This window comes from Rhizobium sp. B21/90, assembly GCF_019355815.1.
Taxonomy (GTDB): domain Bacteria; phylum Pseudomonadota; class Alphaproteobacteria; order Rhizobiales; family Rhizobiaceae; genus Rhizobium; species Rhizobium rhododendri.
Window position 1 is genome coordinate 1,373,975 of record NZ_CP072163.1, and the last position, 24,296, is coordinate 1,398,270.

General features: G+C 55.0%; 17 protein-coding genes and 2 pseudogenes. 11 read left to right on the plus strand and 8 right to left on the minus strand.

From position 1 onward, the window contains the following. Positions 1-59: 59 nt before the first annotated feature. The gene (locus J5278_RS24345; RefSeq protein WP_219258724.1) at positions 60-2,033 is read right to left on the minus strand and encodes an acyltransferase family protein; all 1,974 of its coding nucleotides are present in this window, start codon (positions 2,031-2,033) and stop codon (positions 60-62) included. 825 nt (positions 2,034-2,858) lie between these two features. Between J5278_RS24345 and J5278_RS24350 the strand changes: the two genes are divergently transcribed. The 4 genes from J5278_RS24350 (at position 2,859) to J5278_RS24365 (ending at position 8,223) form a co-directional block, all read left to right on the plus strand. After that, complete coding sequence (locus J5278_RS24350; protein ID WP_219258726.1) at positions 2,859-5,126, plus strand: polysaccharide biosynthesis tyrosine autokinase; 2,268 nt, start codon at positions 2,859-2,861, stop codon at positions 5,124-5,126. A 147-nt stretch (positions 5,127-5,273) separates the two neighbouring features. Beyond that, positions 5,274-6,209 carry a glycosyltransferase family 2 protein gene (locus J5278_RS24355; RefSeq protein WP_219258728.1) on the plus strand — a complete coding sequence of 312 codons (936 nt, stop codon included), beginning with the start codon at positions 5,274-5,276 and terminating at the stop codon, positions 6,207-6,209. 389 nt (positions 6,210-6,598) lie between these two features. Next, positions 6,599-7,545, plus strand: a protein-coding gene (locus J5278_RS24360) for an IS630 family transposase (RefSeq protein ID WP_219258731.1) whose coding sequence is annotated in 2 segments (ribosomal slippage) — positions 6,599-6,938 and positions 6,938-7,545 — 948 coding nt in all. Because the reading frame shifts where the segments join, the coding sequence is not laid out codon by codon here. Between the two features lie 492 nt (positions 7,546-8,037). After that, a complete protein-coding gene (locus tag J5278_RS24365; protein ID WP_219258733.1) occupies positions 8,038-8,223 on the plus strand; it encodes a hypothetical protein in 186 nt (61 codons plus the stop codon). Positions 8,224-8,450: 227 nt separating this feature from the next. On the opposite strand, the gene J5278_RS24370 is transcribed toward J5278_RS24365, so the two are convergent. Then, a complete protein-coding gene (locus J5278_RS24370) occupies positions 8,451-8,777 on the minus strand; it encodes a hypothetical protein (RefSeq protein WP_219258735.1) in 327 nt (108 codons plus the stop codon). A 900-nt stretch (positions 8,778-9,677) separates the two neighbouring features. Further along, the gene (locus tag J5278_RS24375; protein WP_257623434.1) at positions 9,678-10,406 is read right to left on the minus strand and encodes a transglutaminase-like cysteine peptidase; all 729 of its coding nucleotides are present in this window, start codon (positions 10,404-10,406) and stop codon (positions 9,678-9,680) included. A gap of 906 nt (positions 10,407-11,312) precedes the next feature. Between J5278_RS24375 and J5278_RS24380 the strand changes: the two genes are divergently transcribed. Next, positions 11,313-11,462, plus strand: coding sequence for a hypothetical protein (locus J5278_RS24380; protein WP_219258737.1), 150 nt, complete (start codon positions 11,313-11,315; stop codon positions 11,460-11,462). A 653-nt stretch (positions 11,463-12,115) separates the two neighbouring features. Here the strand turns inward: J5278_RS24380 and J5278_RS31515 are convergent. Both J5278_RS31515 and J5278_RS31220 read right to left on the minus strand, forming a co-directional pair. Next, a pseudogene (locus J5278_RS31515) lies at positions 12,116-12,530 on the minus strand (hypothetical protein). After that, positions 12,527-12,792, minus strand: a pseudogene (locus J5278_RS31220) (type II toxin-antitoxin system prevent-host-death family antitoxin). The pseudogenes J5278_RS31515 and J5278_RS31220 overlap by 4 nt, the downstream one beginning before the upstream one ends. 832 nt (positions 12,793-13,624) lie before the next feature. On the opposite strand from J5278_RS31220, the gene J5278_RS24390 reads away from it, so the two are divergent. Together J5278_RS24390 and J5278_RS24395 are read left to right on the plus strand one after the other, a co-directional pair. Continuing rightward, positions 13,625-14,830, plus strand: coding sequence for a polysaccharide biosynthesis/export family protein (locus J5278_RS24390; RefSeq protein ID WP_219258739.1), 1,206 nt, complete (start codon positions 13,625-13,627; stop codon positions 14,828-14,830). Between the two features lie 525 nt (positions 14,831-15,355). Then, positions 15,356-15,538: a hypothetical protein gene (locus tag J5278_RS24395; protein WP_219258741.1), complete on the plus strand. Its 183-nt coding sequence runs from the start codon at positions 15,356-15,358 to the stop codon at positions 15,536-15,538. Between the two features lie 60 nt (positions 15,539-15,598). Here J5278_RS24395 and J5278_RS24400 read toward each other — a convergent pair whose 3' ends face one another. Then, positions 15,599-16,351: a CDP-diacylglycerol diphosphatase gene (locus J5278_RS24400; RefSeq protein WP_219258743.1), complete on the minus strand. Its 753-nt coding sequence runs from the start codon at positions 16,349-16,351 to the stop codon at positions 15,599-15,601. 32 nt (positions 16,352-16,383) lie between these two features. Between J5278_RS24400 and J5278_RS24405 the strand changes: the two genes are divergently transcribed. Together J5278_RS24405 and J5278_RS24410 are read left to right on the plus strand one after the other, a co-directional pair. Then, on the plus strand, positions 16,384-16,635 hold the full coding sequence (locus J5278_RS24405) for a hypothetical protein (protein WP_219258750.1): 252 nt from the start codon (positions 16,384-16,386) through the stop codon (positions 16,633-16,635). A 276-nt stretch (positions 16,636-16,911) separates the two neighbouring features. Continuing rightward, entirely contained in the window at positions 16,912-17,502 is a 591-nt protein-coding gene (locus tag J5278_RS24410; RefSeq protein WP_219258752.1) for a hypothetical protein, read from the plus strand. A gap of 1,222 nt (positions 17,503-18,724) precedes the next feature. Here J5278_RS24410 and J5278_RS24415 read toward each other — a convergent pair. Next, positions 18,725-20,050 carry a UDP-glucose/GDP-mannose dehydrogenase family protein gene (locus tag J5278_RS24415; RefSeq protein WP_219258754.1) on the minus strand — a complete coding sequence of 442 codons (1,326 nt, stop codon included), beginning with the start codon at positions 20,048-20,050 and terminating at the stop codon, positions 18,725-18,727. A 411-nt stretch (positions 20,051-20,461) separates the two neighbouring features. Next, positions 20,462-21,373, minus strand: coding sequence for a HEPN domain-containing protein (locus tag J5278_RS24420; protein ID WP_219258756.1), 912 nt, complete (start codon positions 21,371-21,373; stop codon positions 20,462-20,464). Between the two features lie 586 nt (positions 21,374-21,959). Here J5278_RS24420 and galU point away from each other — a divergent pair. Beyond that, positions 21,960-22,847, plus strand: coding sequence for a UTP--glucose-1-phosphate uridylyltransferase GalU (gene galU / locus J5278_RS24425; protein WP_219258759.1), 888 nt, complete (start codon positions 21,960-21,962; stop codon positions 22,845-22,847). A gap of 944 nt (positions 22,848-23,791) precedes the next feature. Beyond that, the gene (locus tag J5278_RS24430; protein WP_142832081.1) at positions 23,792-24,073 is read left to right on the plus strand and encodes a hypothetical protein; all 282 of its coding nucleotides are present in this window, start codon (positions 23,792-23,794) and stop codon (positions 24,071-24,073) included. Positions 24,074-24,296 lie beyond the last annotated feature (223 nt).

The window sequence follows — 24,296 nt, forward strand, 5'->3', positions numbered from 1 at the left end:
TGACTTTGGGGCAGACGCAAGAATTGGTTAACGTTTTAGAAAATGTGATCTCAACGTAGTTACTTAGAAGACGTTGATTTGAAGAAATCAGGACTACTCGAAAGGGCCCGTTGCGCCACCACTTTTGACCCCTCGGCAGTGAGATGCCCGTAGTCCCATTGCAGTGGTACGCCGTTTTGCTCGCTGGTACAGACCGCACCGTTGCTCGGGCAGAGAAGCCTGTATGTAGAGATATAAGAGCCGCCCGCCGCCTTAACGGCTGCTGCCATGTCATTGTCTGTCGCGACTTGCTCGATGTTGCGAGCTGAGACCAACAGACCGTCATTCCTGCCACCGGCGACCTGCGCGAGTAGGCGTGGAAGCGGTTTGTAGTACTCAACAATGGGACCGAATACGACAATCCGTCCCGCTTTGGAGCGGAGCGCTTCGATTGTTTCGACAAGGTCTGGAATATCGCTCTCTATCCAGCGCGCAGAAAGAACCAAAGTTTCAGGACGGTGGGTCTCCAGGAAATCACTGAAGACTATATGCATCAAATCTGTGCAGCCGCGCTCACCCTTTAAGACGATAACCGGTTTGCAGCCGCTGGATGTTGCCTGCATTACATTTTCCTGCGGCATTACCGCATGCAGTCCGCTCCAGAGATCTGCAGCATGGCTATCACCGATTAGTAAGAGATTGGGCTTTTCGATGGTGGGTTTCAGGCAGGTGTCGCGATCGTAGTCTGACAAGCTGTTGACATGGCCGAGCAGGAAGCAAACACCGCGGCGATAGATTGGAGTATCGTCATAGTCGATGTAGCTCGCCAGCCGGTCGGCCTCGCTGCCCCTGGATATTGTCAGGATGTTGCTATAAAGAAGCCCGGATCCTGCGCACAGTGTGATGTAAGCGGTGCCGGCCCAGACAGCGAGCGCGGTGCGGCTTGCCGCGATTTTCCGTTCGCGGAATGGCTGCTCAATGTATCGCCATGACAAATAGGCAGTGACGATGCTCGCGGCAACGAGCACAAATGCTTCCGGCGCCGACAGGGCCGTTCCGCGCAAAAGCTGATAGTAGATGAAGATCGGCCAATGCCAGAGATAGAGAGAATAGGAGATCTTGCCGACCCAGACCACGGGTCCCGCAGAAAGCAGGCTTTTGACGATCGTGGGCCCCTGACCGCCGACGCCAATAAGGACCGCGGCAGCAAGGCAGGGGATGACCGCATAGTAGCCAGGAAACGCAAGCCCAGAGTGGAATTTCACGCTGCAAGCAACCAATAAGAGAAGCGCTGCTAGCATGCCGAGTTCGCGGAAGATGCGGGGCATGAGCGGCAAGCCGCGATAAGCCAACAGCGAGCCGACCAGTAGTTCCCAGGCGCGCGTTAGCGGAAAATAATATGCGACGTCACGATTGGCCGTCGTCAACAAGATGCCGCCGATAAGGCTGGCAAGCGCTAGGCCGGCGATTACCCAAAACGCCGTTCTTGGGCGTGATGTGCCGATCACAGCCAGCACGAGCGGGAAGGCCAGATAAAATTGTTCCTCGACGCCCAGCGACCAGGTGTGGATGAGCGGCTGGGAATTGACGTCGGCGCCAAAATAGCCGGCAGAATTGAGCAGATAGATATTGGAGAACGAAGTTAGCGCGGTAATCGCCGTCAGCGCCGTCGTTCGCATTTCAACAGGAAATAGGGCAATCGGCGCGGCTGCAAGCGTCACCGCAATCACCGCAATCAGGGCCGGAAAAATTCGGCGAACTCGGCGCTCATAAAAGCGTGCGATCGAAAAATTGTTCCGTTCGAGGTCAGTCCGCAGCAAACTGGTGATCAAGAAGCCAGAGATGACAAAAAAGACGTCGACGCCGATGAAGCCTCCTCTGATGCCCGTTATTCCAGTATGATAGATCAACACTATGCTGACTGCGAGTGCGCGCAAGCCATCAATGTCCGGCCTATAAATGCCTTTCGTTGATGCCAACGAAACGGCGGACTTGTGTTGCTGCGTTCTCAGTTCGCTCGTATTGGTGACGGCGAGGGGTAGCTTATCGGACATTCGTTCGAGCCTTGCTGCTGTTGGCGACCTCAATTCGGCAGTTTGTCGTCGGGACTTCAGCCATCAGCGTCAAAGCAGACAGAAAATTGGACTGGATCGGACGTCACAAATTGGAGACGTATTTTACAGTATGCTTAAAACCGTTGGGTCCTCTTGGCCGTTCTTTTTGCAAGTATTGAGCCAAAGTCAAGCCTCGGTCGCAGCGCCTGATAGAGAGAACGCCCATTTTTCCGATGATGCTTAGAGTATATGCAGCCGAACAACTTGTTGCTATCCGATATATGCACCCGAAGATGGGATGACAAACAGCTCGCAGTTGCGAGATGCGACACCCATCCCGACCCATATTGCGTGGAAAGACATGCGCGCTTTGCAATTGCTGAGTAAAAAAACATCGAACCTGAAATATTTGATGTTCTTGTTGCTTTTAATTTAATCAAAAATCACGGATTTTTCGATGAAATTAGCTTTTCCCTGAGCATCTGGACATCTCACGCACAAAATCGTACATCAAAATCTCATAACGAGTATGTTGTTGCATTGCCACATAGCCTTACCGAAATGGTTCATTCACCTTAATGCCGTCTTGCCAATATGGCATTTGGAATAGTGATCGGATAAAACCTAATCAGAAGTGCTTTTTGTCAAGTGCGGGAGAGGATGCTGCATCGTTACCTTTTGAAGCCTCGTGGGCCATGCTGATACGGGAGCGACGGTGGTCTTGCGAACGCGGGAAGGACACGATCAGTGACGCCTCTGGGGTCGCCGTGTGGACCGGATGCGTGGAACTATAGTCAACATTAACCTATGAACCGTGAGTGCCATATGCTGTCACCAGATAAACTCTCCTCTCGCAGCGACAGCATGTGGGATGCCAGCAGCTCGGTCGAATCGTTGGATTTTAATCGGTTGCTCGCAATCGTGCGCCGTCAGTGGCGTATCGTTGCCGTTTGCGCGTTGGTGTTCATGGTGCTTGGCGTGGTGATAGCGCTGACGGCGACGCCGAAGTATACGGCTGAAACCGATGTTTTAATCGAGCACAGCAACAGCGGGATCGTAAACCAGATCTCGGATTCCGGCACGCCCGTATCGTCGGAAGACGAATCCACGGTGCTGAGTCAGCTCGAGATTATCAAATCCAAGACAATCGCGCTTGACGTGATCCGCAAGTTGGATCTGACCCATAACGCCGTTTTCATGCAATCTGAGAGTTCGATACTCGGTACCGCTCGCTCGATGTTGAACATCAAGGCTTTGCTCGGTGGCGCGCCTCCCAAACAGGAAAATCCTGAGACGATTGCGCGAGCCGTGCTGTCCGATAATATGGCGGTTGAGCGGAGTGGCCGTTCCTATGTCATGAACATCAGCTACACGTCTCCAGACCCCGATCTCGCAGCTCAGATCGCCGACGCCTTTGCCGATGTGTATGTCGTAGACAAGCTTGATTCCCGCTATGAGGCGACGCGCCGTGCCAGCGAGTGGCTGCAAGAACGCATCGACGAACTGAAGCAAAAGGCATCAGATTCGGATCTTGCGGTCCAGAAGTATCGTTCCTTGCATAATCTGATGCCCGCAAAGGACGGCAACCTGATCAGTGATCAACAGTTGTCCGAGCTAAACAGCGCATTGATCGTCGCTCAATCCGACAGGGCTCAGGCTCAAGCAAAATACGATCGGGTGAAGTCGATCATTGATGCCAAGCGAACGGATGCGATCGTCACGGATGTGCTCGGAAGCTCGGTGTCAAACGATTTGCGCCAAAAATATTTGGCTGCATCCAAGACCGAGGCCGATATTTCCAGCCGATTGGGCGCCAACCATGTCCAAGCGGTTAGGTTGCGCTCCGAAATGGCCGAATATCAGCGGCAGATGTTTGAAGAGCTCGGCCGTATCGCCGAGAGCTATAACAGCGAGTTGCAGGTTGCAAAGGCCAAGGAAGATGCGCTGCGCACGAATGTTGCCCAGGCAAGCGGAGTGAGTGCCGTGGCCGGCGAAACGCAGGTCAAGCTGCGTGAACTTGAGCGCACGGCCGATAGTTACAGAAACCTTTTGCAGACATCGCTTGCAAGCTTTCAGGAAGCGTCGCAGCAGCAGTCGTTTCCCATTACGGAGGCTCGCATCATCACCAATGCGACGCCGCCCGACAAGCCCAGCAAGCCGAAAAAACCGCTTGTCGTAGCTATTGCTACGTTCCTCGGCATCGCGCTTGGTGGTGGCATAGGAGCATTTCGCGAGTTCCGCGATCGTTTCTTCCGGACTGGCGAACAAGTCAGGAACAACCTGGAACTTGAATATCTCGGCTCGGTACTGCTCGACGACAAGGTTAAGCCTGTAAAGGACGTATCTCCAGATGGCAGTTTGAAAGCCATTAGACCCATCAACAGCCTGATGCGATATGTGGTCGACCATCCACATTCGGCATTTGCAGAGACGATGCGCAGCGCAAAAATTTCGGCCGATCTTCAAGGCGCGGAAGGGCGCAGCAAGGTCATCGGCATCATCTCAACTTTGCCCGGTGAGGGAAAATCAACGATCGCCGTCAATTTCGCGGAGCTTCTTGCGTTGCAAGGTGCCAGAACACTTTTGATCGATGCCGACCTTCGCAATCCGGGTGCGACGCGCAGCCTCGGACAGCACGCGAAAGACGGTCTTCTTGAAGTCCTGATCGGACAGGTTCCGATGAATGAGGCCATACTCACCGATACGACGACCCGCCTTACCTTCCTTCCCGCTGTATCGAAGCGTCGCGTTCCGCATTCACCGGAACTTCTGGTGTCTCCGGCGATGACGCGGCTTCTTGATGAAGCAAAGGCGCGCTTCGACTATATCGTCATCGATTTGCCGCCAATCGGCCCTGTAGTCGATGCGCGTGCAATGAGCCCGTTGTTGGACACCGTATTGATGGTCATCGAGTGGGGCAGGACCTCGCGTCAGGTTGTCCGCAACAAACTCATGAACGAGGCGCGCCTGTATGACAAATGCGCCGGTGTCATCCTCAATAAGGTTGACGCGAAGAAGATGGACCTTTACCGCGAGTTTGGGTCGGAAGAGTACTATCACACTCGTTATGCCGACTATTACCACCAGGGTTGAGAGGGCCGACACTTCGGCTTTCCCGACTGCCGCTTTCGAGCTGACGTCTGTCCCTTAACCCGGCTGGTCCGGTTCCTGGACGGGCTGTATGGCGGAAGTCTCGTGCTTAAATGTCAATAACGATCCCGCAGATTCGAGTGGATTTGAATGCCAGGCTATAGTGTCGCGATTTGTATACCAACCTTCCGGCGCCCCGCCGGTTTGGCACGGTGTCTTCACGCGATTTCTGGTCTCAAAACGGACACGGCGTTTCAGATTGTTGTCGCAGACAATGACGTTGATGGGAGGGAGGGCATCGCGACCTGCCGGGCGATGTCGGATGGCGGGTTCGGTCTTGACATTGCTGCTGTTGCCGTCAGCGAGAGGGGCATTGCCCAGGCGCGCAACGCACTGGTCGCGGAAGCGCTGAAGAACCCCGATATCCAATTCATTGCTATGATCGATGACGACGAATGGCCGGAACCGCAATGGCTGCAGGCTCTCATGGATGCACAGCGTCTGACCCATGCAGAGGTCGTCGGTGGACCCGTTCAACGTATATTTGAAAAACCGGTTCCACGGTATCTGGCGGCAGCCAATCTGGCGGATTTTTCCAAAATGAAGACGGGGCCCATCGATTGGGTTGATGCGACCAGCAATGTTTTGTTTGCCGCGTCTGCTTTCCGCACACGGGAAGCGCCCTGGTTCGATCCTGTCTTTGGTCTGCTCGGCGGCGAGGATACGGATATGCTCTTGAGCTTCAAGCTCGCTGGTACCAAATTCGCTTGGGCGCATGATGCGACGGTCTTGGAGGACATGCCGGTCTCGCGGTCCTCGACCCGTTGGATGCTAAAGCGTGCCTACCGAATCGGCAACACGTATACGCTCGTCCACCTGAAGCATCGACCACCGGGATTTAGTTTCGCGCGCGAAGCCTTTCGCATTGCCGGCACGCTATGTTTTAGCGCCGCGACACTTGTTGTGTTTTTTTGGCACCCTGCGAAACGCTTTGAAGCCGCGCGACTTGGGGCCCGGGTGCTTGGTAAGCTCAGTGGCTTTTTTGGATACAAGCATGTTGAGTACGCGGTAACCCACGGCGGTTGAATGAGGGCCCCAAGACCGGACGCCCCCTCTGTGGCAGGTTATGTCCCGCTGTCACTTGTCGCCACCACCTGAGCGGATGCGGCTTTACGATTGATCGGGAGTAGCGGCCCCCGGCGGTGCTGAAAAGTCAATTCAATGACATTGCGAGGAGCATGCGCAACTAAAGCGTTTCTGAAGCAATCAAAGATAGTATCCTGCCATTGCAATACTCCAGATTGTAAACACAGCGAGTTGTACCGTGGATGTATCTTCGAGAGGGCGATATCAAGCCAGCCTTCGTGTCAGTAACCCGATCATACTAGAGCGGTTCCCTGACTGATTGAATCTTTGGGGCTTTGCAAATCGGTCCGGGTCTGATTCAAGCTATCTGCCGATGGAGGTCGGCGGATATGTCAAAATTCCTTTCTGTCGATCTGCGCGTTCGTGTTGTTGCTGCGGTTTCTGCTGGTGCAACGCATCGTGAAGCCGCCGAACGTTTCGGCGTGAGTGCCGCAAGCGTCAGTCGCTGGCGAAATCTGCAACTGCGGCAGGGTGATGTGCGACCTGGCCCGCTTGGCGGGGATCGCAATTCCCGCAAAACCGAGGCGCATGGGGAACAGATCATGGCCTGGCTCGCCGAACACCGGGACGGAACCTTGTTTGAACTCCGCGACGCGTTGGCGGAGCAAGGCATCACGATCAGCAAGTCGGCCTTGCACCGCTTCCTTGTCCGGCACGGCCAGACGCGTAAAAAAAGACTGGCCACGCGATAGAGCAGAGCCGGCCCGATGTCTTGGAGCAGCGCCAGCGCTGGTTCGACGACCAATTGGATCTCGATCCCGCCAAGCTCGTCTTTATCGACGAAACCTGGACTGCGACGAACATGGCCCGCAGCCATGGACGCTGCAGGAAGGGAGAGCGCCTGCGAATGGGCTTTCCTCACGGCCACCGCAAGACGACGACGCTGGTGGCGGGTTTGCGCAGCACAGGCATGGTTGCACCGCTCGTGATCGACGGGCCGATAAACGGAGACTGGTTCGAGGCCTATGTCGCACAGGTGCTGGTTCCGACATTGAAGCCTGGCGATGTTGTCATCCTCGACAATCTTTCCAGCCACAAGAGGCCCGCAGCCCGCGCGTTGATCGAGACTGCCGGTGCACGCATGCTGTTCTTGCCGCCCTACAGCCCCGACTTCAACCCCATAGAAAAGGCATTCTCAAAGCTGAAAGCACTCCTGCGCAAGGCGGCAGAACGCACTGTGGCAGGCCTTTGGGACAGGATTGGAAAACTGATCGACCTCATTGAACCTCAAGAAGCCCGAAACTTCTTCACCTCCTGCGGATATGATCCAGAATGAAAGGGAAACGCTCTAATGGACGAGGGCCAATGCTTTTCGGGATCGGTCCGCTGCGGTCGTTCAACCATAGTGCGCATCTCCGGCTACCGGTACCGATGATCGGCGCGGCTGCCGGCTTTATGCCATCCGCCAAATCTTTCTGCCGCGCGAGGCGCCGACCAGGCGAGGTCCGGCCATGCAAACAAGGAGGCACAGGATCGTCGGCAATGACCTGTTCTGAACTTGGCTGTGGTGGGGTCGCGCCGCTTCAGTTAGCGCGAAGGAGGCAGGTCTCGATAGTGTGCCCGACGTCCACGAGCAGACGTCCCCCGCTCGAAACGTAGAGCGGCCACGTTGACGAGCAATACCTGAGGTATATGTCTCCTTGACGTGTCGGATCTGATTTCACGACGAAGACAACGTTGTTCCGGGCGTTGAATAGGCTTTTAATTAAAAAACTCATTCTCGCTTCACGGGCATACGATAGTTTCCCTGAACATCAGGGAGAAGGTCATGGCAATTTCTATCTACCTCGCGATTGCAACTAGCTTTGCTATTCCAACCGTGATCGAGGGCAATCGCAATGGCATCGGGTGGTCGTTCAATCGTTTCGCGGGCCTTGCAACGTGTTTGGCCTGGCCGTTTGTGCTAATAGCAACCGCAATTCTGGCGAGTGCATCCGCATCACGCTCAGTCTGAAGCCGATTATCGCTGTCCCGCCGTTTATGGGGAAGGGGACCCCATTTGCTTTACGTATATGGGAAGTCCTCTGTTTCCGTGGCGTTTGTGATCGCGCCATGATGACGCCGGTCACCGGTCCCTGATGCCCATGGTCGAGGGAGCCCACCGCGCCAACATGCGGCGAGCTGGTGGTCTTACGTGGTCTCTTACATCACAATGGATCAATCGTGAGGAAGTCTCCTGCGCTACACCGATTCCAGCTTTTGTCTTGGATCGCGTGTGTCTGACCCATCCAGACGCGCGCCCGCCGCAAGCGCTGTCAGGCCCAATCGATCTTCGCTCCATTTCGGGAACCATCGACATCCACCACGGCGCATTGTCGAACTGTCTCTCAGGAGCGTCACGCTCTGGCAGGCGATCGGGCTGCTTTGGAATTTCAAGGCGACATTCAGATCGATCGGGAAAGACTCCAGACACGCCGCGAGGGCGCCGCGCGGGATTTGGCCTTGACTGTCCTTGCCGCCGAAGTGCGCTTGGCAAGCCAGCGGCTCGTTGTTGACGCCAGAGCTCAACCGCGGCTCCGATGAGATGCCGAACCGAGACCATCGCATTTTTGTCTCTGGGGATGGCGCACTGCCAAGACTGGGCGGCAACTTCCTTGATGTCTGACGAATGTCGTCGGCAACGAAAACGCGGGCCCGGCGTCATAGGTCTCTCACCCCATCGATGCGCCCTCGGTGACGATGGGCATATCGGGATCACAGGGTCGCCGGTAGTCGCTTCCGTCCATGAGCCGCTTCTCGCGCCATTCGAAGGCATCGGCGGTTCCGACCGCCGGATGTCATGCAGCCGCATGACTGGCGACAGCTTTGGATCATCCTATTTCAACGGTGCCAGGACTGCGTTGCCCCTTTGGCAGATCCAGCGGGTAGCCGCGCTAAAGGGCCGAACGCAATTGCGCCAACCGCGACCCGCAGCCTGTATTTCAATGGCTATTCCTCAGGCAACGTTATTGCTAACTCTCGGGCAGGTCCTTGACGGATCCGTGTCCGCGACGGGACAGTGTGAATCTTCGGCAGATACGCCACGAGACCCATTGTTGACAATGAGGTTGGCCACCCCGCTCTATGGCCGTTCCATTGAAGCCGTAATCACGGCCCTGCTCCCCTGCGTCGCCACCGGCCAGGCTCGAGCGACGTCGAAGATCGAGATGGGCCAAACAGAACTTGCACAAATACGGCTTGCCGGCTTTCCGTATTGTGGCGAAGGCAGGCGTGGTCGAGTGCGCGACGCCCCCGCAGACAGACTGTCTGAGGTTTTGCATGGGGGCGGCTACTATGGAGAGGGTATGAGCTGGCACACCTTTTACCTGGGTGGCAATGATTGTCGTCAACGCTAGGCTGTAAAGCGGTAATGACGGAAAAGCCCCGTTCTTTCAAAGCGAGTGAGCTTCGCCTTTTACTACACCTTAATCAGGGCGTGGTCGTTACTGATTTGCGGTGGTGCGTCAGCCCTTTGAGGATAATTTTTGCGGTCGCTGGCGCTTCTACTGTTTTAGAGACCATCATGGGCGTTGGGCGGCCGGTTTTCAGCCCAACCCATTGCTGCGGACCATTTTCCGATTGAAACATTATCCAGCGCAAATCTGTCGACCGCCAGTCCTTGATCCGACTGGTCCGATTATCGAGCACTAGATCGCCCTCGGACGTCTTGGCAATCAACACGGCGTGGCCCTCGCCAGCTGATGTCCGTGCAACGGCAATCCTCAGGGCACGGGAAGACCATCCCAAAGCCAACAAGTGCTTGCGTTTCGTAAGAGCAAAGTCTTCGCAATCGCCCTGTGCAACATCAACGCTCCAAACATCGGTGCCGGCGGGGTCGTTGACTGGGCGGATCGCCCGGTTGACGGAGGAATTGACGTCGGTCAACTGACGCCTGTGTACGTCGTCTAGCATGACAACATTGGCGCCGCCTGTGTCTTTGCACTGATCAGGTTGCTGAAGACAGAACACGACGCTGGCGAACGGTGCCAAAGCACGGTCACCCTCCAGGATGTGAGTGACGGCAGCTCCAATCCCCTTGGCTTGGCCTGCGGGGCCTGCGGCATGCGAGACGGCTGGCATGGTCAAGACGGAAAGGAAAATACCGAGCGGCGCGGCGAAGCATAATGCAACTTTGGTTTTCAACATGACAGAAAGCATCCCGGTGATCTCCCTTTGGCGATGACACCGTTTTAGAGGTCATCCAGTAGAGATTTCGTGCGCCGAAATACTAAAATTTTATCGATGTCTGAAATTGGGACATAGGGGGTGACGACCGAGGGTCAGCGACGTCACCGATGATTGAACGGAGGGGTCAAAGGGGGTTGCCAGATACGCGTTTGAAATTGGATCGGAATGCCATATGCCTGTTCAGCATAAGAGGCATCTTCGCCTCGCAGACTGTCCGATACCTGGCAACGAAAGCCCTGCCCAAGACAAGAAGTTCCAGCTGGTAGGGCACCCAAGGGACGGCCTACGGGTATGATCCGCTCTGCCCCTGCGTCCTTCATTGCGCTGATTCTAAAGTTAGTTGAGCGGCTTTGATGGAACGATGGGCCTGCCGAACGCACGAAGAAGCTGTCTTAAAGAAGATTGTACACCGCGCGTCAAGGAACCACACCAAGGCCGATCTTCCGTCAGGAACATCGGCAATGGCGATGTTGGCGCTGTCGATCTCCGCGATCAATCAAATGGCCTCCGACGATACAAATCGGTCACGCGGAGTAACTGGTCTGCATCTTAAGTACGGCCGGGGGAGGATCAGCATCATGTTGCATGGATCACCTACCAATTCGCTAAAAACTCAATAAAAAGTTCTCGGCGATTCAAATTCTGCATAAGGAAACCTAGAGCAAAATTTTGCGGTTTGATCTGGAGGTGAGGGCATATTAAATGTCAGTAACATCATTATCCAACCCAATGGCGCAACGCGACAATATATAAATTATTTACCATGTTCGCCTTTGAAGGCGTACCTTTGACGGAACCATTCCATTCTATTCATCTAGCTAATCGAAAATTAACGTGGCGGCGTTTTACTCGGCTAAACATGAATTGGTGTAACCGATGTCGACGCGAATAAAGTACCTTTTCATTGCCTTTGTGGTTTCGATCGGCCTCTGGAGCAGCCTGATTTCAGGCGTCGTTTGGATCAGCGGTAAATCCAGCGACGGTATCGATATGAACACCACCGCTGCCGTCTCGGGCAGCCGTTGATGGCAGGGGGCGCCTAATCACTTATCCCGAGGCGGCGGATTGGTCCCAGTGATGACGCCAGAAGGCGGAGGATCGTTGGCGATCCATAGGCCAAACTCAACTATCCCGACCCACATTACCAGGGAAATCAGGATCGCAATGATCAGATATTTTAATCGATTCGTCATGGCACAAAGCTATTTCAGCTCGAAAAATGTGTCTCGATAAGGTGTCAGACTCAGATAACAACCCGTAAACGCACTCTGTGTTCTGATCTATAATCGAACAATTTTCATTGCTCGTGCCCCGATTCGTAACAGTATGAGACATTTTACCAAACCTCCTCATGCGTTTTTGGATACGCAGACTTCGAGTCGTCCACACTCGACATAGGTCACGCGCGTGACTCTCACCGAGAGCTGCGCGGGCAAGGCGCGCCTGCCCCTCACTCGACATGCCGGGCCAAGCAATCTGGACAAAAGGGGGGTGTCGTCTTGCAGGGCCTTCGTGAGTGGACCTACTCCTCGACTTCCTTCGTCAAAGCGGGCAAGAGGAAATAGACCCGCAGAGCCTGACACCGGCGAAAACCGTCCCCGTAAACAGAAGATGGTCTGACACCGCGAGACGCGAAACGCCGGCCGGAGCGATGCAGCTGGTCTCGGTGAAACATGGGGCTATCTGGACCGCATGACCTCGGAAAAAGACTTCCGGCGTGCGATAAATTCCCTCAGAAGCGGCAAGAAGAATGCCTTGCTGAAACGACCGATCGGAGGTTCAGGTTCCAGATAGAACGACCGGCCGATGATGTCGCTATTGAACTCGTCGAGGATGATCCAGAGACGCAGATCTACATCGAGGGCCGCCCGGCGTTTTTCGATCGCTGGTATTTCGACCGTGAAACGATTTGCCTCCGGCTGCTTCGTCGTAATAGGGAAGAACAATGCGATATCCCCGTCCGCTCGCGGGATACGAATGCCGCCTGCCACGGGTCGATCCTTGCGCTCTTCCGTTTCACCCTTCCTTGCTTCACGTCCAGAGATAGGGATAGCGGATCACCGCCGCTGTCTGGAACTCGTCATATCCGCTTATCGGTTTGTTTCATCGCTGTTAGCGTAAGCATCGACAGCGCCTTCGAATTCGCAGAGCAATGCGTCGGACATGGTCTCAAGTGTGCCAGCCATACGCATATCGGACTGACGCATCAAGCGCTCGTAGTCTTCGATGTTAAGAAGTACAGTCGCGGCTTATTGCGTTGCGTGATGGTAACCGGATGACGCAAGGCCTCGGCGATGATGTCGCCTGACTTCCGCGATAGGTCACTTGTCGTGTAGGAACCGATGCTGCTCGTCATTGCGTTTCTCCTCGCCATGAAATGTTATTAAATCGGATAAAGAGTGCCGCTGAGACATCTTCAGCAAATGCATCATTGCTGTAAATGCTGCATTTGCTGTAGAGCAGTGACCGCCCGCCGATAAATACTGGTCGGATTGAGGGCAATTTTAGCTGCAATATCCCCGATGTCGATGGCCTCGCTCGACAAGGAGACTATGAAACGTCTAACGCCTTTCGAAACCTTACAGAGAATGCACTGGCGTTGGCTGTCGACTAAGGGGCACGTCAGGCGCCAGAGAGGGCAGAAAACTTCCGATCCGGTTTCGATTTCCTGGAGCGTTGGCTTGATGGAGAGACCCCGAAAAAGTCCATAGCGACGGCCAATCTCATCGCGCTCAGGAGCGGTCCGTTTTGCAATTGCGAATAGGTAGCCTATGACTTGAGCTGCTCGTGTCGCATTGTTGGATGAATTCCTTTACCATGTAAGCGCGGAGATCTGAGGCGTCGCAAGCGGCACCCGCTTGGCCACGCCGGATAGCATAGCCAGTTTGCTGTCGATCGAAAAAGAGTCTAGCGACAGCTCCTGCGTTCATTTGCAAGTCTGCTGTGCCTCTCGTGCCACAACGTTTTGTAAATCTACGGCCGATTCACACTATTTCCTGTCCTATTGACGTATCTTGCGATTGACATTGCAGTGGATGATCGCGCAAATGACGTTAACTTTAACGGCAGATACAATGCTGGCCGTGATGTTACTGATACTAGTTTTTTACATCAGGCGTGCTACTGGTCTCAAGCTTCTGACGTAGAGGCAATGATTATCCTTTGGTGCAGAAGCGACTGGGTTTTAGATGAGCAAGATTTCTTTTCCGCGTACGAGCCTCGTCTGTCTGAGCATTGTTTTGCTTTCCAGCTGCACCTATTTGCCCCGTTCTGGGCCAGACGCAAAACTGATAGATACTCAGGCATCTATCAAGGTTTCATCTCCTGACCGGAGGGTCGGGATCGACTACGCATTGATCGATCTGAACCAGAATACGTTGAAATTTTTCGACCAGAAGTCTATCGCCTCGCTGAAGGAAAGTTTCGGCGGCGGGCGCGGTGGTGCTCCGGACGTTCCGCTCGGCTATGGTGATGTTGTCCAGGTTTCGATTTTTGAATCCCAGTCGGGAGGCCTGTTCATCCCTGCAGACGCGGGTAGCCGCGCGGGCAATTTCGTGACACTGCCAAATCAGACCATCGACCGCGGCGGCACGATCAGCGTGCCCTACGCCGGACGCATCGTGGCTGCGGGAAAATCGAAGGAAGAAGTCGAACGCAACGTAGAAGACAAGCTGGCGAGCCGAGCGATCGAGCCGCAAGTGGTTATCTCTACTGTAAGCTCGGTGTCCAGTCAGGTTGCCGTGCTTGGGGACGTCAATAGTCCGAAGAAAATTGAAGTCAGTCCCGCCGGTGATCGCATTCTTGACGCGCTGTCCGAGGCAGGTGGCCTTGCGACGCCTGGCATGGAAACCAATATCACCCTTCAAAGGCGCGGTAAGACGGCGACCGTGGCCTATGAAACGCTTCTCAAGAACCCGATCGAAAATATCTATATCGCGCCCGGCGATACGATCTTCGCCGACCGTCATCGCCGCACGTTCGTGGCCTTTGGTGCGGCGGGGAATAACGGGCGCTTCGACTTTGACGATACGGATCTCAGCCTTAACGAAGGTATCGGCAAGGCTGGGGGGCTTTCCGATACGCAGGCCAACCCAGGACAGGTTCTGCTATATCGCTTGGTGGATAAGAAGATCTTGGAGGATATGCACATCAATACAGGCTCGTTCCGCGATGAGACTGTTCCGGTGGTGTTCCGGGCGAACCTGCGGGATCCGGCTGGCCTGTTCGCGGCGCAGAAATTTGCAATGCGGGACAAGGATGTCCTGTACATTTCCAATGCGGGTTCGATCGAACTGCTGAAGTTCCTGAATATTGCAAACTCGATCACATCAACAGCATCCGGAACGACATCCGACGCCGTTACAACGCGAGATGCGATCCGCACACTCAATTGACGCACCGCAGAACGGCTGGGCACTCTTTGAAGACCCATATCCTCGGGTCAAGTCGGACTGCGTAGAACCGTTTCCTTTCCGGTATGCGATGAACCGATGAGGGCACGCACAACGATCGGACGGGGAACACGGTGGCAAATGTCCAGCCGCTCCTTTGATAGGCAGAATGTCCGGTCTAAGCACTGTCTCGCATAGTTGCCGCCAATCACCGCCTCTGCCCTCTGCTCCCTGAGGAGACTTTGGCTCCGGGTCATCAAGAGTGACTTGACGCCAAATGTGTATGCATGTGCCGAACTTCACAGCCGAGTCGACCTTCTTTCCGTTTCTCTCGTTCCCTCGGTGCACAGCAGATCTAAACCGATTGTGATCTTTCCAAACATTCCGCTTGGCTGACCACCGCATCCGGTAGGTGGGTGATCCCGTGGCCCGGATTTTTGGGCCTGCTTCCGGTTTGCGGCTGATGCCTGGTCGATCAGAATTGTCACTTGCGATTTCTGCTTTGCTGTCCACCCAAACGGGTAAAGCATGTCGACTTGGATAGATGAGGGCGCTCTAATGGAGGAAGCTGACCAACATCTGATCGCGAGCGATATGCTTCAGGGAGTGCTTGGCCTCGCGCCCGCCGACGTGACGCTGCCGCTGATGGGGTTCCTCGATGCAGAGAGATCCGCGATAGCGGTTCAGGGCAATATCCGACTGCTGGAATAATGTGGGTCGGCCTAGTTTGCGGTAGTTCACAAGGTGCTGTGCGGCTAGTTTACATGCGGTTTACCGGCTGCACTTCGGATCAAGTAAGTCCTCTGCCGAACCGTGAAAGCCCCTATGACCGAGGAGCCGAGCCAGAATGTAAAAGCCTCGTTGGCCAGTCTTCAACGAGGCCCCTACAACGCCGATGGCAACATCCTGCATATCTTCTCGCGCGCCTGGTACGCCATCCGCAACGATGTGAAATGGATTGATGTCCGTCAGGTTATCAGCAGCGTAGAACTTCACCCAGAATGAACGCCAGGCGGTATCGGTTCTTATTTTTTGGAAGGAAAGGACGCCGATCTCGTCTCGCTTGCCGCTCAAAGCGGATTTCAACCGCGTGGAGACGCATCCTATGTGGATATGGAGGTGATCCTGGGTGCGGTTCGTTGCAGCGTTTATGGCAAGGGCCGCATCCAACCAATCGTCTTTCTGCGGGTAGCCATCCAGAATGATCGATCGTTCCTTCCAGGCATCATCGAAATAATTCGGCCCTCCGGCCGCCATAAGGCGTGAATCTTCTATGCCGCTGATCGCGTCGAGCGGTGTAAGGATGGTCCGCTCTTTGTGCGTCGGCTCTCGTAATATTGCATAGGCTGACAACGGACGCGGCGACTGGACGATCTTCAAGCAGGGGAATGGCGAACCCGTTATGGAAAGATTGAGCTCACAACTGTCGATCACAAGGCCCAACGCCGAGCGGCTTGCGTAAGAGCTGGTAAGCACCGCGACCACAACGATACTGGCCGAAATAAGGAGGCGACGGTAGTTCATGAACAGCGGGAAACCCTGGGTGTGGAGCGAGCATGGCTGAAGCCGATCTCAATATCTCAACTCGACCGTTACCTCATTTTCTTGAAAAAGACATCCCGTCCTTCGCAATTCTGCAGGTGTGGCGATACATTCCAAAAGTCTTTAAAACTGTCGGCGCCGCTCGTCGTCAAGGCCACGACGATTCCATCAAAACGATGAGCGCACCGCAGGACGTTCGATGCCGCCAATCCTGGACTTGTGGTAGGGGGCCGCCGCCGGCCGGCTGTTTGGTCCTCGTTTTGTAAGGCAATCCTATCGCATATAGGACAGCAACTCCTTTGCCTCTCTCAATGCCGCTTCCTGCGTTGCAAATTTGCGGCTTGGCCTGCTTTTGTTTTCGCTCAAGTGAATGACGTAGACCCATTTACCGAAGCGTACTGCGTGGGTTTCGATCGCGTACTTGAACGATAATGTGTCTGCCGGCATTGTGGTTTCCCTCTTCATGTGAGCTACGGACTGATTAATGGGAGATTAAGGCCCTGGCCAGCCAATGCTTTAATGATGGTTTATCGAGAAGGTTAATGGCCAGTGAGCAAGAGGGGAGCGCTTGCGGGCTAGCGCTTGCAGATCCGTCTTCCGCGGCTGTCCACGTAGCAGCGGCCAGCTTTCTGGTGCAGCCTGTTGAAGCTGTCAGTGGGGGTTTTTCTCAGATAGGCACCCGGTCGATTGCTCTGCGTGACCCCGCAGTTCGAACCGATGCAGCCTGGCCGGGCGATGCGCGCGTCGGTTTGGGCCTGCGCCGCCGAGCTAGCCAGAACTATCATCGCTATAAGTACATGTTTCATATACTTTATTTCTCACCTGTTGGACGACATTCAGGAAAACTGGAATTGTTCATTCGAACTCAATCGAATGCTTCAGAGGACGCATATTCAACGGAAAACAACAGCCAATACCGCCAATTCCCTGATCCGCTGAACACTGATTTCAGCGAGAGCAACATCGAGTTCCCGTTGGTTGTCACTGTGATCTTCGTTGTCCTTGCGAAACTCTCTCCATTCTTTCTCGATGCGCTCAAATGTATCCTGCAGTACTGTCTGCATACGTTCCTCCGTACTGATAACGCTAACATGCCAGAATCGCAGGGCTTCGCAACCGAGACCCGCCTTTAACCTTAGTCAAAAAGGTAAACGTCCCCGCTATTCTCAAAGTTCAAGATCATGTGTCACTGCGTAAACTTTTACTAGAGCGCCCTGTTCGCGATATAATGTAGGTCTGCAACCGGCAATCCATGAGTTGATTGATCCAGGTGGAGGGCATCGCTTACCTCGGCCCACCGACAAATCGCGGCGGAATAGGCAATTCAGGTTGAGCGGAACGCTGCCTGATCTCGACGGCTAGGCTTCTCACCAAAAATTACATCAACCTGACCGACGGTATCGCAAGCCATGCCGTCGAGGAGAGCTAACTGGCGACCTGGCTGGGGCTTCAATGGGGATGTATGAATATGCGTGGCTCGGTCAGTTGGGATGTAAACATCGTCCCGACAATAAAGGATTGATACGTGAGGTTCTCAGCATTCCCTGCAGCAACCTAAAACCCTGCAAGGTTACTGTTCCATTTTGATACATTTACATCTAATGTGGTTGCTGGAATATTAAGAACGATTTGGGCATATCTGCTCCATTCCGAAGCTAACCGGGGTCCCATGCTCTTATTTTTGATAATATCGCTCCTCCTCAACTATTTCTATGTTTCCAGTGGAAATTTTATTATCAGTCTGGTCGCATGGCCGCTTATTGTTGTGATTGCAATGTCCACATGGGGTCCCGCATGGGGCATTCTATCGGTGTCGTTCATTGTCGTTGTGTCGAGCGCGTTACCCTTCTTGGGTTCGATTGGCATCGTTGACCGGATCACGCGCTGAAAGAGGCCTGATCGTGGCTTTAGATAGAGGGTGAGCCTCTCGCATACGGCCATGATTCAGCCGGACTTACGCCGGTTCGGAATGGCGCTCGGCGCCCGGTGAGAAAGTGAGCCCAGCCTTTCAGGCCATGGATGGGCTCGCAGATGGTATTCACGGCCACGAGCAACGGATCAGCAACAAGCATTCCGCCGGCCCGACCACCGCCATGCGCAGGGGGGCACGGCGATGAAGACGACGCTGCTGTTCAGCCGAAGAGTTCGTCCGATGGGGTCGGGTGTGTTTAACTGGCCTTCAACGCTCGTCCAGCCAATATAGAGGACGCCGACTGCAATCGACTAGCCGCGCCAATCGGGCACGTTGAGCGCAGCCAGTGCCACACGTGTCGCGAAGAGAATGCCCGCGCAGGCACTGAGATGGGCAATGGCGTGGAGAAAAGACGCCAGCAAATGTGCGTATGAGGCGGCCCGTTATGTCTCGCCTTCGCCATGGTTCGGCCGTCCGATGCTCGAATATTCGAAGCCGTGCTTTGTGATTTCGTCGCGGCGGTAGATATTTCTGAGGTCGACGAGCACAGGTGCGGCCATGACCCGCTTCAGGCGGGCAAAATCGAGCGCGCGGAACTGGTTCCATTCGGTGACGATGACGAGAGCGTCTGCGCCCTCGGCGGCGGTGTACGCATCGGCTGCGAACGTCATGCCCTCGATCAGGGCGCGTGCGTTGTCCATGCCCTCGGGATCGTAACCGACCACCTTGGCGCCGGCATCCTGCAAGGTCTGGATGATCGAGATCGCAGGGCTGTCGCGCATGTCGTCGGTGTTCGGCTTGAAGGTCAGACCGAGGACCGCGACGCTCTTGCCGCGAACGTCGCCACCAACAGCCGCGATCACCTTGCGACCCATGGCCCGCTTGCGGTTATCGTTGATCGAGATGGTTGTTTCGATGAGGCGCACCGGGCTGTCGTGATCCTGGGCGGTCTTTGCCAGAGCCAGCGTGTCCTTCGGAAAGCAGGAGCCGCCATAGCCCGGGCCCGCATGCAGGAATTTGGCGCCGATACGGCCATCGAGCCCGATGCCGCGGGAGACTTCCTGGACATTGGCGCCGACTTTTTCGCAGAGATCGGCCATCTCGTTGATGAAGGTAATCTTCATGGCGAGAAAGGCGTTTGCGGCGTACTTGATCAGTTCCGACGTGCGGCGCGAGGTGAACAGCAGCGGCGCCTGGTTGAGGTAGAGCGGCCGGTAGACTTCGGTCATCACGGCCCGGGCACGATCGTCGTCGAGGCCGATAACGATGCGGTCCGGTCGCTTGAAGTCCTCGATGGCGGCGCCTTCGCGCAGGAATTCGGGGTTGGACACGACGGCGATGTCTGCGTCCGGGTTGGTGTCGCGCATGATCCGCTCCACTTCATCGCCGGTGCCGACAGGAACGGTCGACTTGGTGACAATGACGGTGAAGCCCTTGACGTGCGTTGCGATTTCGCGGGCGGCTGCATAGACGTAGGACAGGTCGGCATGACCATCGCCACGGCGCGACGGGGTGCCGACGGCGATGAAGACGACATCGCTGGCGGCGACGCTTTCTGCCACTTCCGTCGAAAACGACAGGCGGCCGGAGCGGACATTTTCCGCCACGAGACTTTCGAGCCCCGGCTCGAAGATCGGGATCTCGCCGGCCCGCAAGGCTGCAATCTTCTTCTCGTCCTTGTCGACGCAGATGATGTCATGGCCGAAATCCGCAAAGCAGACGCCTGACACCAAACCCACATAACCAGACCCGATCATCGTGATACGCATCGATTTTCCTCTTTTTCAGACAACGCAAACGCGCTCACTTGCAAACATCAGTTACATTTCGCGTCTATGCAACGCGGGCGAATTTTCGGTTGTTGCTCTACTATTATAAGCTGTGAACAAAAACCAGCGTAACTCAGGTCTCGGCCCCGTCCATCAACATTAAAAGAAGACTGGCAAAAGCGCCTCGTACATTTGGCGACATTGATCGGCGAGGGAAGGCACGAAAGTGGTCCATAGTGTGGGACTGCGATGGGCGTCGCTGTTGAGAATGCGGTCGGCGCCCGATGCGATGAGAGGACGACGAGGGTCCAGTTTGGACTTCCGAGGGTTTGTCCGCGTTCCAATGATTGCTGGACCAGCTTGGCGCTCAGGGCACAGCCGCGGACGTTCAACCGTCACCTGGCCAAGGGTCTACGGAGCGCCCTGGCGCAACCGTTCAGTGCAAATGCCGGCAACAATGCCCTGTAGTTTCTTGATCCGGCCGAAAAGCCACTCAAGTTCTTCGTTGGTAATTTCGTAATGTGCGGAGTACCGTGCATCGACATAGGCTCGGTCGAGACGCGTAAAGCAGCGCCTCGCAAATTTCTGATCGCCCAGCCAAGCTTCGACAAGGCGCGCATCGATGCGCTCAGCGTGTAAGCGCAGCATGCTGAGACGATGGGACTTCGGGCTGTAGAGGGTTAGAACAAGCAGCACGCAGTGGTATGCGCTCTCTGTCGCCTGATGTAAGTTGAACGCTGCTAAACTTGAATTTCCCTTCTCGCTATAAAACGCAGCGCCTTGCAAAAAGTCGACAATGCGAGGAAACCAGTGATCAAAATGTCGTTTGGCTTCGAGCCGCTGGGCCTCCGGTGTGAGCGCCTTCGGTTCGGCAAGAGGAAAGCCAGGCGCCTCATACAGGACAATGCCGTCGCGCGCGATATCCACGAAAAACGGCAGGCCACGGGTGAGTTTGTCATGGATGTCAGCCAGGCTGTGAACGATGACTTTGGCGGGCGTGGCGAGATGCTGGCTGATCATAAAGTCTCTCGTCAAGCGGTCATCGATTGTAAGCCAGACATCGTTGTCCTCAGCGTGGCGGTTGGTGTTGACGACGGCCAGAAGATCGTAGTCGGAGCGGTAGCCGCTGGTGTGATCCTCAACCCAGTCACCGCGGGCGTAAGAGCCAAACAGGATCAATTTTAGAATTCGCCCGGATCTCGCCTTCTCGGACATCTTGGTTTTCTGCGCGTCTTCGAATGTGTCAAATATGACCTGCACGACGTGAGACAACTCACGGCGCTTGGTATGGGGCAAATGTTCGAGTTTTTCGGGAAAGATCAAAAAAGCGCCCCATCATAAATCTCCGTAGCAACCGCGCTACGGCGTCTTCGATTCTGGTGCGGCACCGGCGAAATTGCAAGGGCAACATCCCCGCGGCCTTTCTCGCGGTCTGCCTCAATAGGCGAGTGCAAGCGGCAAGGGCGCCAGCGTGACAACGACCGTGACACCCGGCTAAGAGCCGCATTTTTTAAGATCCATACGGATTGATAGCATTTTACTGATCCTTATCGTGATCTGAATAAACGAATTGTGTTGCGGAAATGAAGAAGTCAACGTTTCGGCTGAATACGTGCCGCCGTGCCTATTCAAGAGACGGCTTGTATCCGTAAGTCAAAATATCTTAAACGACTAATTAGACTGCCACAGAATCCCTGCGACGACCTTGCGTATGTGTATCCGTGAATTCGATGTAGCAGGCAGGCGCGATACATGGCGTCGGTAAGCCACTATTGTTTGTCTAAACTCGGTCTTAAACTCTTTACTATGCTGTGAAGCCGCATTCATTCTTTGCCAAATCGTAGCAATTTTGATTTAGCGGTGGCTTTGCTTGTTTAATCAAATAGGGCGGATCGCCCAGGAGGTATATGTGGGACGGCATAAGAAAGTACGTAAGGCTGTGTTTCCGGTCGCTGGCCTTGGAACGCGGTTTCTGCCGGCAACAAAGGCAGTACCGAAGGAAATGCTGACGGTCGTCGATAAGCCGGTCATCCAGTACGTCGTAGACGAGGCTATGGAAGCCGGCATCGAGCATTTTGTCTTCGTCACCGGGCGCAGCAAGCACGTCATTGAAGACTATTTCGACATCCAGTTCGAGCTCGAGCAGACGCTGCGCCAGCGTAACAAGAAGGCCGAGTTGACGCTGCTCAGCAAGATACTACCCACCGCCGGCACCGCCAGCTTCACCCGCCAGCAGGAGCCGCTCGGCCTCGGCCACGCCGTCTGGTGTGCGCGTGAAATCGTCGGCGACGAGCCATTTGCGCTGTTGCTGCCCGACATGGTCATGCAATCCGATGTCGGATGCATGAAAAGCATGATCGAACTCTACGAGCAGAGCGGCGGCAACGTCATCGGCGTCGAGGAATGCGCGCCGGACCAGACCCATAAATACGGCATCGTCGGCGTCGGCGAAAGCATCGGCAACGGCTTCCGGGTGACCGAAATGGTCGAGAAGCCGCCGCAGGGTTCTGCCCCGTCGAACTTCTTCATCAACGGCCGATACATCCTACAGCCTGAGATTTTCCACATCCTCGAGCATCAGGAGCGCGGCTCCGGCAACGAGATCCAGCTGACCGACGGCATGCTGAAGCTTGCCAAGCAGCAGGATTTCGCTGGCTACCACTTCAAGGGTGAAACCTACGACTGCGGCGCCAAGGATGGCTTCATCCTCGCCAACGTCGCCTTCGCCCTGTCGCGTGCCGATATCCGTCCGACCGTCGAAGACGGTTTCAAGGCGCTGCTCGCAGCCCTGAAGTAACGACCAAGCGCTGCTCGCCTTTCGGGGGCGGGCGGCATTCCATGTCAGTGTTGGGACATCAGCCGATCTTACTCTTAACCGGCGCTATGATTTCCTTTGGTCAACCTTTCCGACAAATTCGGCGCACTCAAAGCGATGATCTTTGCCTCAAGAACATGGAAGGTTGCGACTGGCGAAACTATCATCTCACAACAGTCGTAGAGCCTTGGTGATTGCTCGGGAGCTCCCATGCGAAAAAATCGGCGCCATTCTTCCAAAAGTCCAAGAACAACTGCACGCAAGCGACCCAAAAAGCCAATTCAATCCAAGGCGTCAGTCTCCGCACGATAAAATTTACGGGGTACTAGGGGCTGGATCGCGCTTGACGCTTTCGATTAGGCTGGTGCGGGGGCGTCAGGCGAGAAGGACTGCTATTGGCATAGCAACGACGACTGTCCATCTCGCAAGGTGATCGCACACCAGTCCGTCCGAAGCGCCGATTGGTCGCCCCGGTGTTGGAAGGGCTCATATTACAACGGCGCTGATCGAGAGATCAACACCGCTGTTTTTCCGCAAGCTCAATGCGCGAGCCGAGCCTTGGTTCGCCTTTGACAAGCATGGCGCCGTCGGCGCCGACGTACACGGGACCCCGCATGCACAGCGCTTGCAGGCGCCGAAGTCTCCTGGAGCATGATGAAGATACGTGAAGCTGAGCTTCGGAATGCCAGCCTGAGCATATCAGGACTTCAGTCAACCGGCAGAAGAGAGTTTGACCCGTGCCAAGTCCGCCAGGCGTTGTAAGCGTTGACATCGTGACCAAGCCTCGATCTCGAGGAATAGAGACCCTTCATAATTGTTTGAAAACTTTTCGGAGTCAATATGTAGTTGTATTTAGGGTTGCGTCGCTTCGAGTTTTGCGCAAATTGATCTGACCTCTCAGACGGTATGGGACGAAAAGGCAAGGAATGCAGCAAGAAGACTTCTTGGCTCTGGCTACGGGATATTTGGTCGCAAAAGGTAATCTTGCAAAATGTGAAGCGCACGGTTCGATTTTTCGCATTGAAAATTCGGACTTTGAGGACGGTTTCTGGAAAAAGGCAATGATTGACCGACTGCGCGGTGATAGCGGCCCGGTTCCGTGGGCTGCCAAATTCAAGTCCGTCGACTACATCGACCTTCTCAAGGGGGCTTATGACGACCATTTGGGCGTGCGGTGCTCATCGTGTGCGGGGATGATGGGCGGTTAGGAAAGCCCATGGCGACGTCCTCGTTCTCGGGAGTAATCGGCCGAAGACGATAAAAACCACGCCACATATCAGGAAAAAGGCAAGGCACTGTAAGAGGTGTTGAGCCCGGATCTTCATCAATCTTGTTCGATAATGGTGCAATAGCGTGTCCATGGGCAAGTAAGCCGAGGCACTTTGACAAATTGACTTTAGCAGATCTTGCTTCAGGCCCGGGTGTTATGTT

Excerpts from the sequence above, each read along its gene's own strand:
- J5278_RS24345 (WP_219258724.1), bottom strand. The coding sequence starts at position 2,033 with ATGTCCGATAAGCTACCCCTCGCCGTCACCAATACGAGCGAACTGAGA.
- J5278_RS24350 (WP_219258726.1), top strand. The coding sequence starts at position 2,859 with ATGCTGTCACCAGATAAACTCTCCTCTCGCAGCGACAGCATGTGGGAT.
- J5278_RS24355 (WP_219258728.1), top strand. The coding sequence starts at position 5,274 with ATGCCAGGCTATAGTGTCGCGATTTGTATACCAACCTTCCGGCGCCCC.
- J5278_RS24365 (WP_219258733.1), top strand. The coding sequence starts at position 8,038 with ATGGCAATTTCTATCTACCTCGCGATTGCAACTAGCTTTGCTATTCCA.
- J5278_RS24375 (WP_257623434.1), bottom strand. The coding sequence starts at position 10,406 with ATGCTTTCTGTCATGTTGAAAACCAAAGTTGCATTATGCTTCGCCGCG.
- J5278_RS24380 (WP_219258737.1), top strand. The coding sequence starts at position 11,313 with ATGTCGACGCGAATAAAGTACCTTTTCATTGCCTTTGTGGTTTCGATC.
- J5278_RS24390 (WP_219258739.1), top strand. The coding sequence starts at position 13,625 with ATGAGCAAGATTTCTTTTCCGCGTACGAGCCTCGTCTGTCTGAGCATT.
- J5278_RS24395 (WP_219258741.1), top strand. The coding sequence starts at position 15,356 with ATGTCGACTTGGATAGATGAGGGCGCTCTAATGGAGGAAGCTGACCAA.
- J5278_RS24400 (WP_219258743.1), bottom strand. The coding sequence starts at position 16,351 with ATGAACTACCGTCGCCTCCTTATTTCGGCCAGTATCGTTGTGGTCGCG.
- J5278_RS24405 (WP_219258750.1), top strand. The coding sequence starts at position 16,384 with ATGGCTGAAGCCGATCTCAATATCTCAACTCGACCGTTACCTCATTTT.
- J5278_RS24410 (WP_219258752.1), top strand. The coding sequence starts at position 16,912 with ATGGCCAGTGAGCAAGAGGGGAGCGCTTGCGGGCTAGCGCTTGCAGAT.
- J5278_RS24415 (WP_219258754.1), bottom strand. The coding sequence starts at position 20,050 with ATGCGTATCACGATGATCGGGTCTGGTTATGTGGGTTTGGTGTCAGGC.
- J5278_RS24430 (WP_142832081.1), top strand. The coding sequence starts at position 23,792 with ATGCAGCAAGAAGACTTCTTGGCTCTGGCTACGGGATATTTGGTCGCA.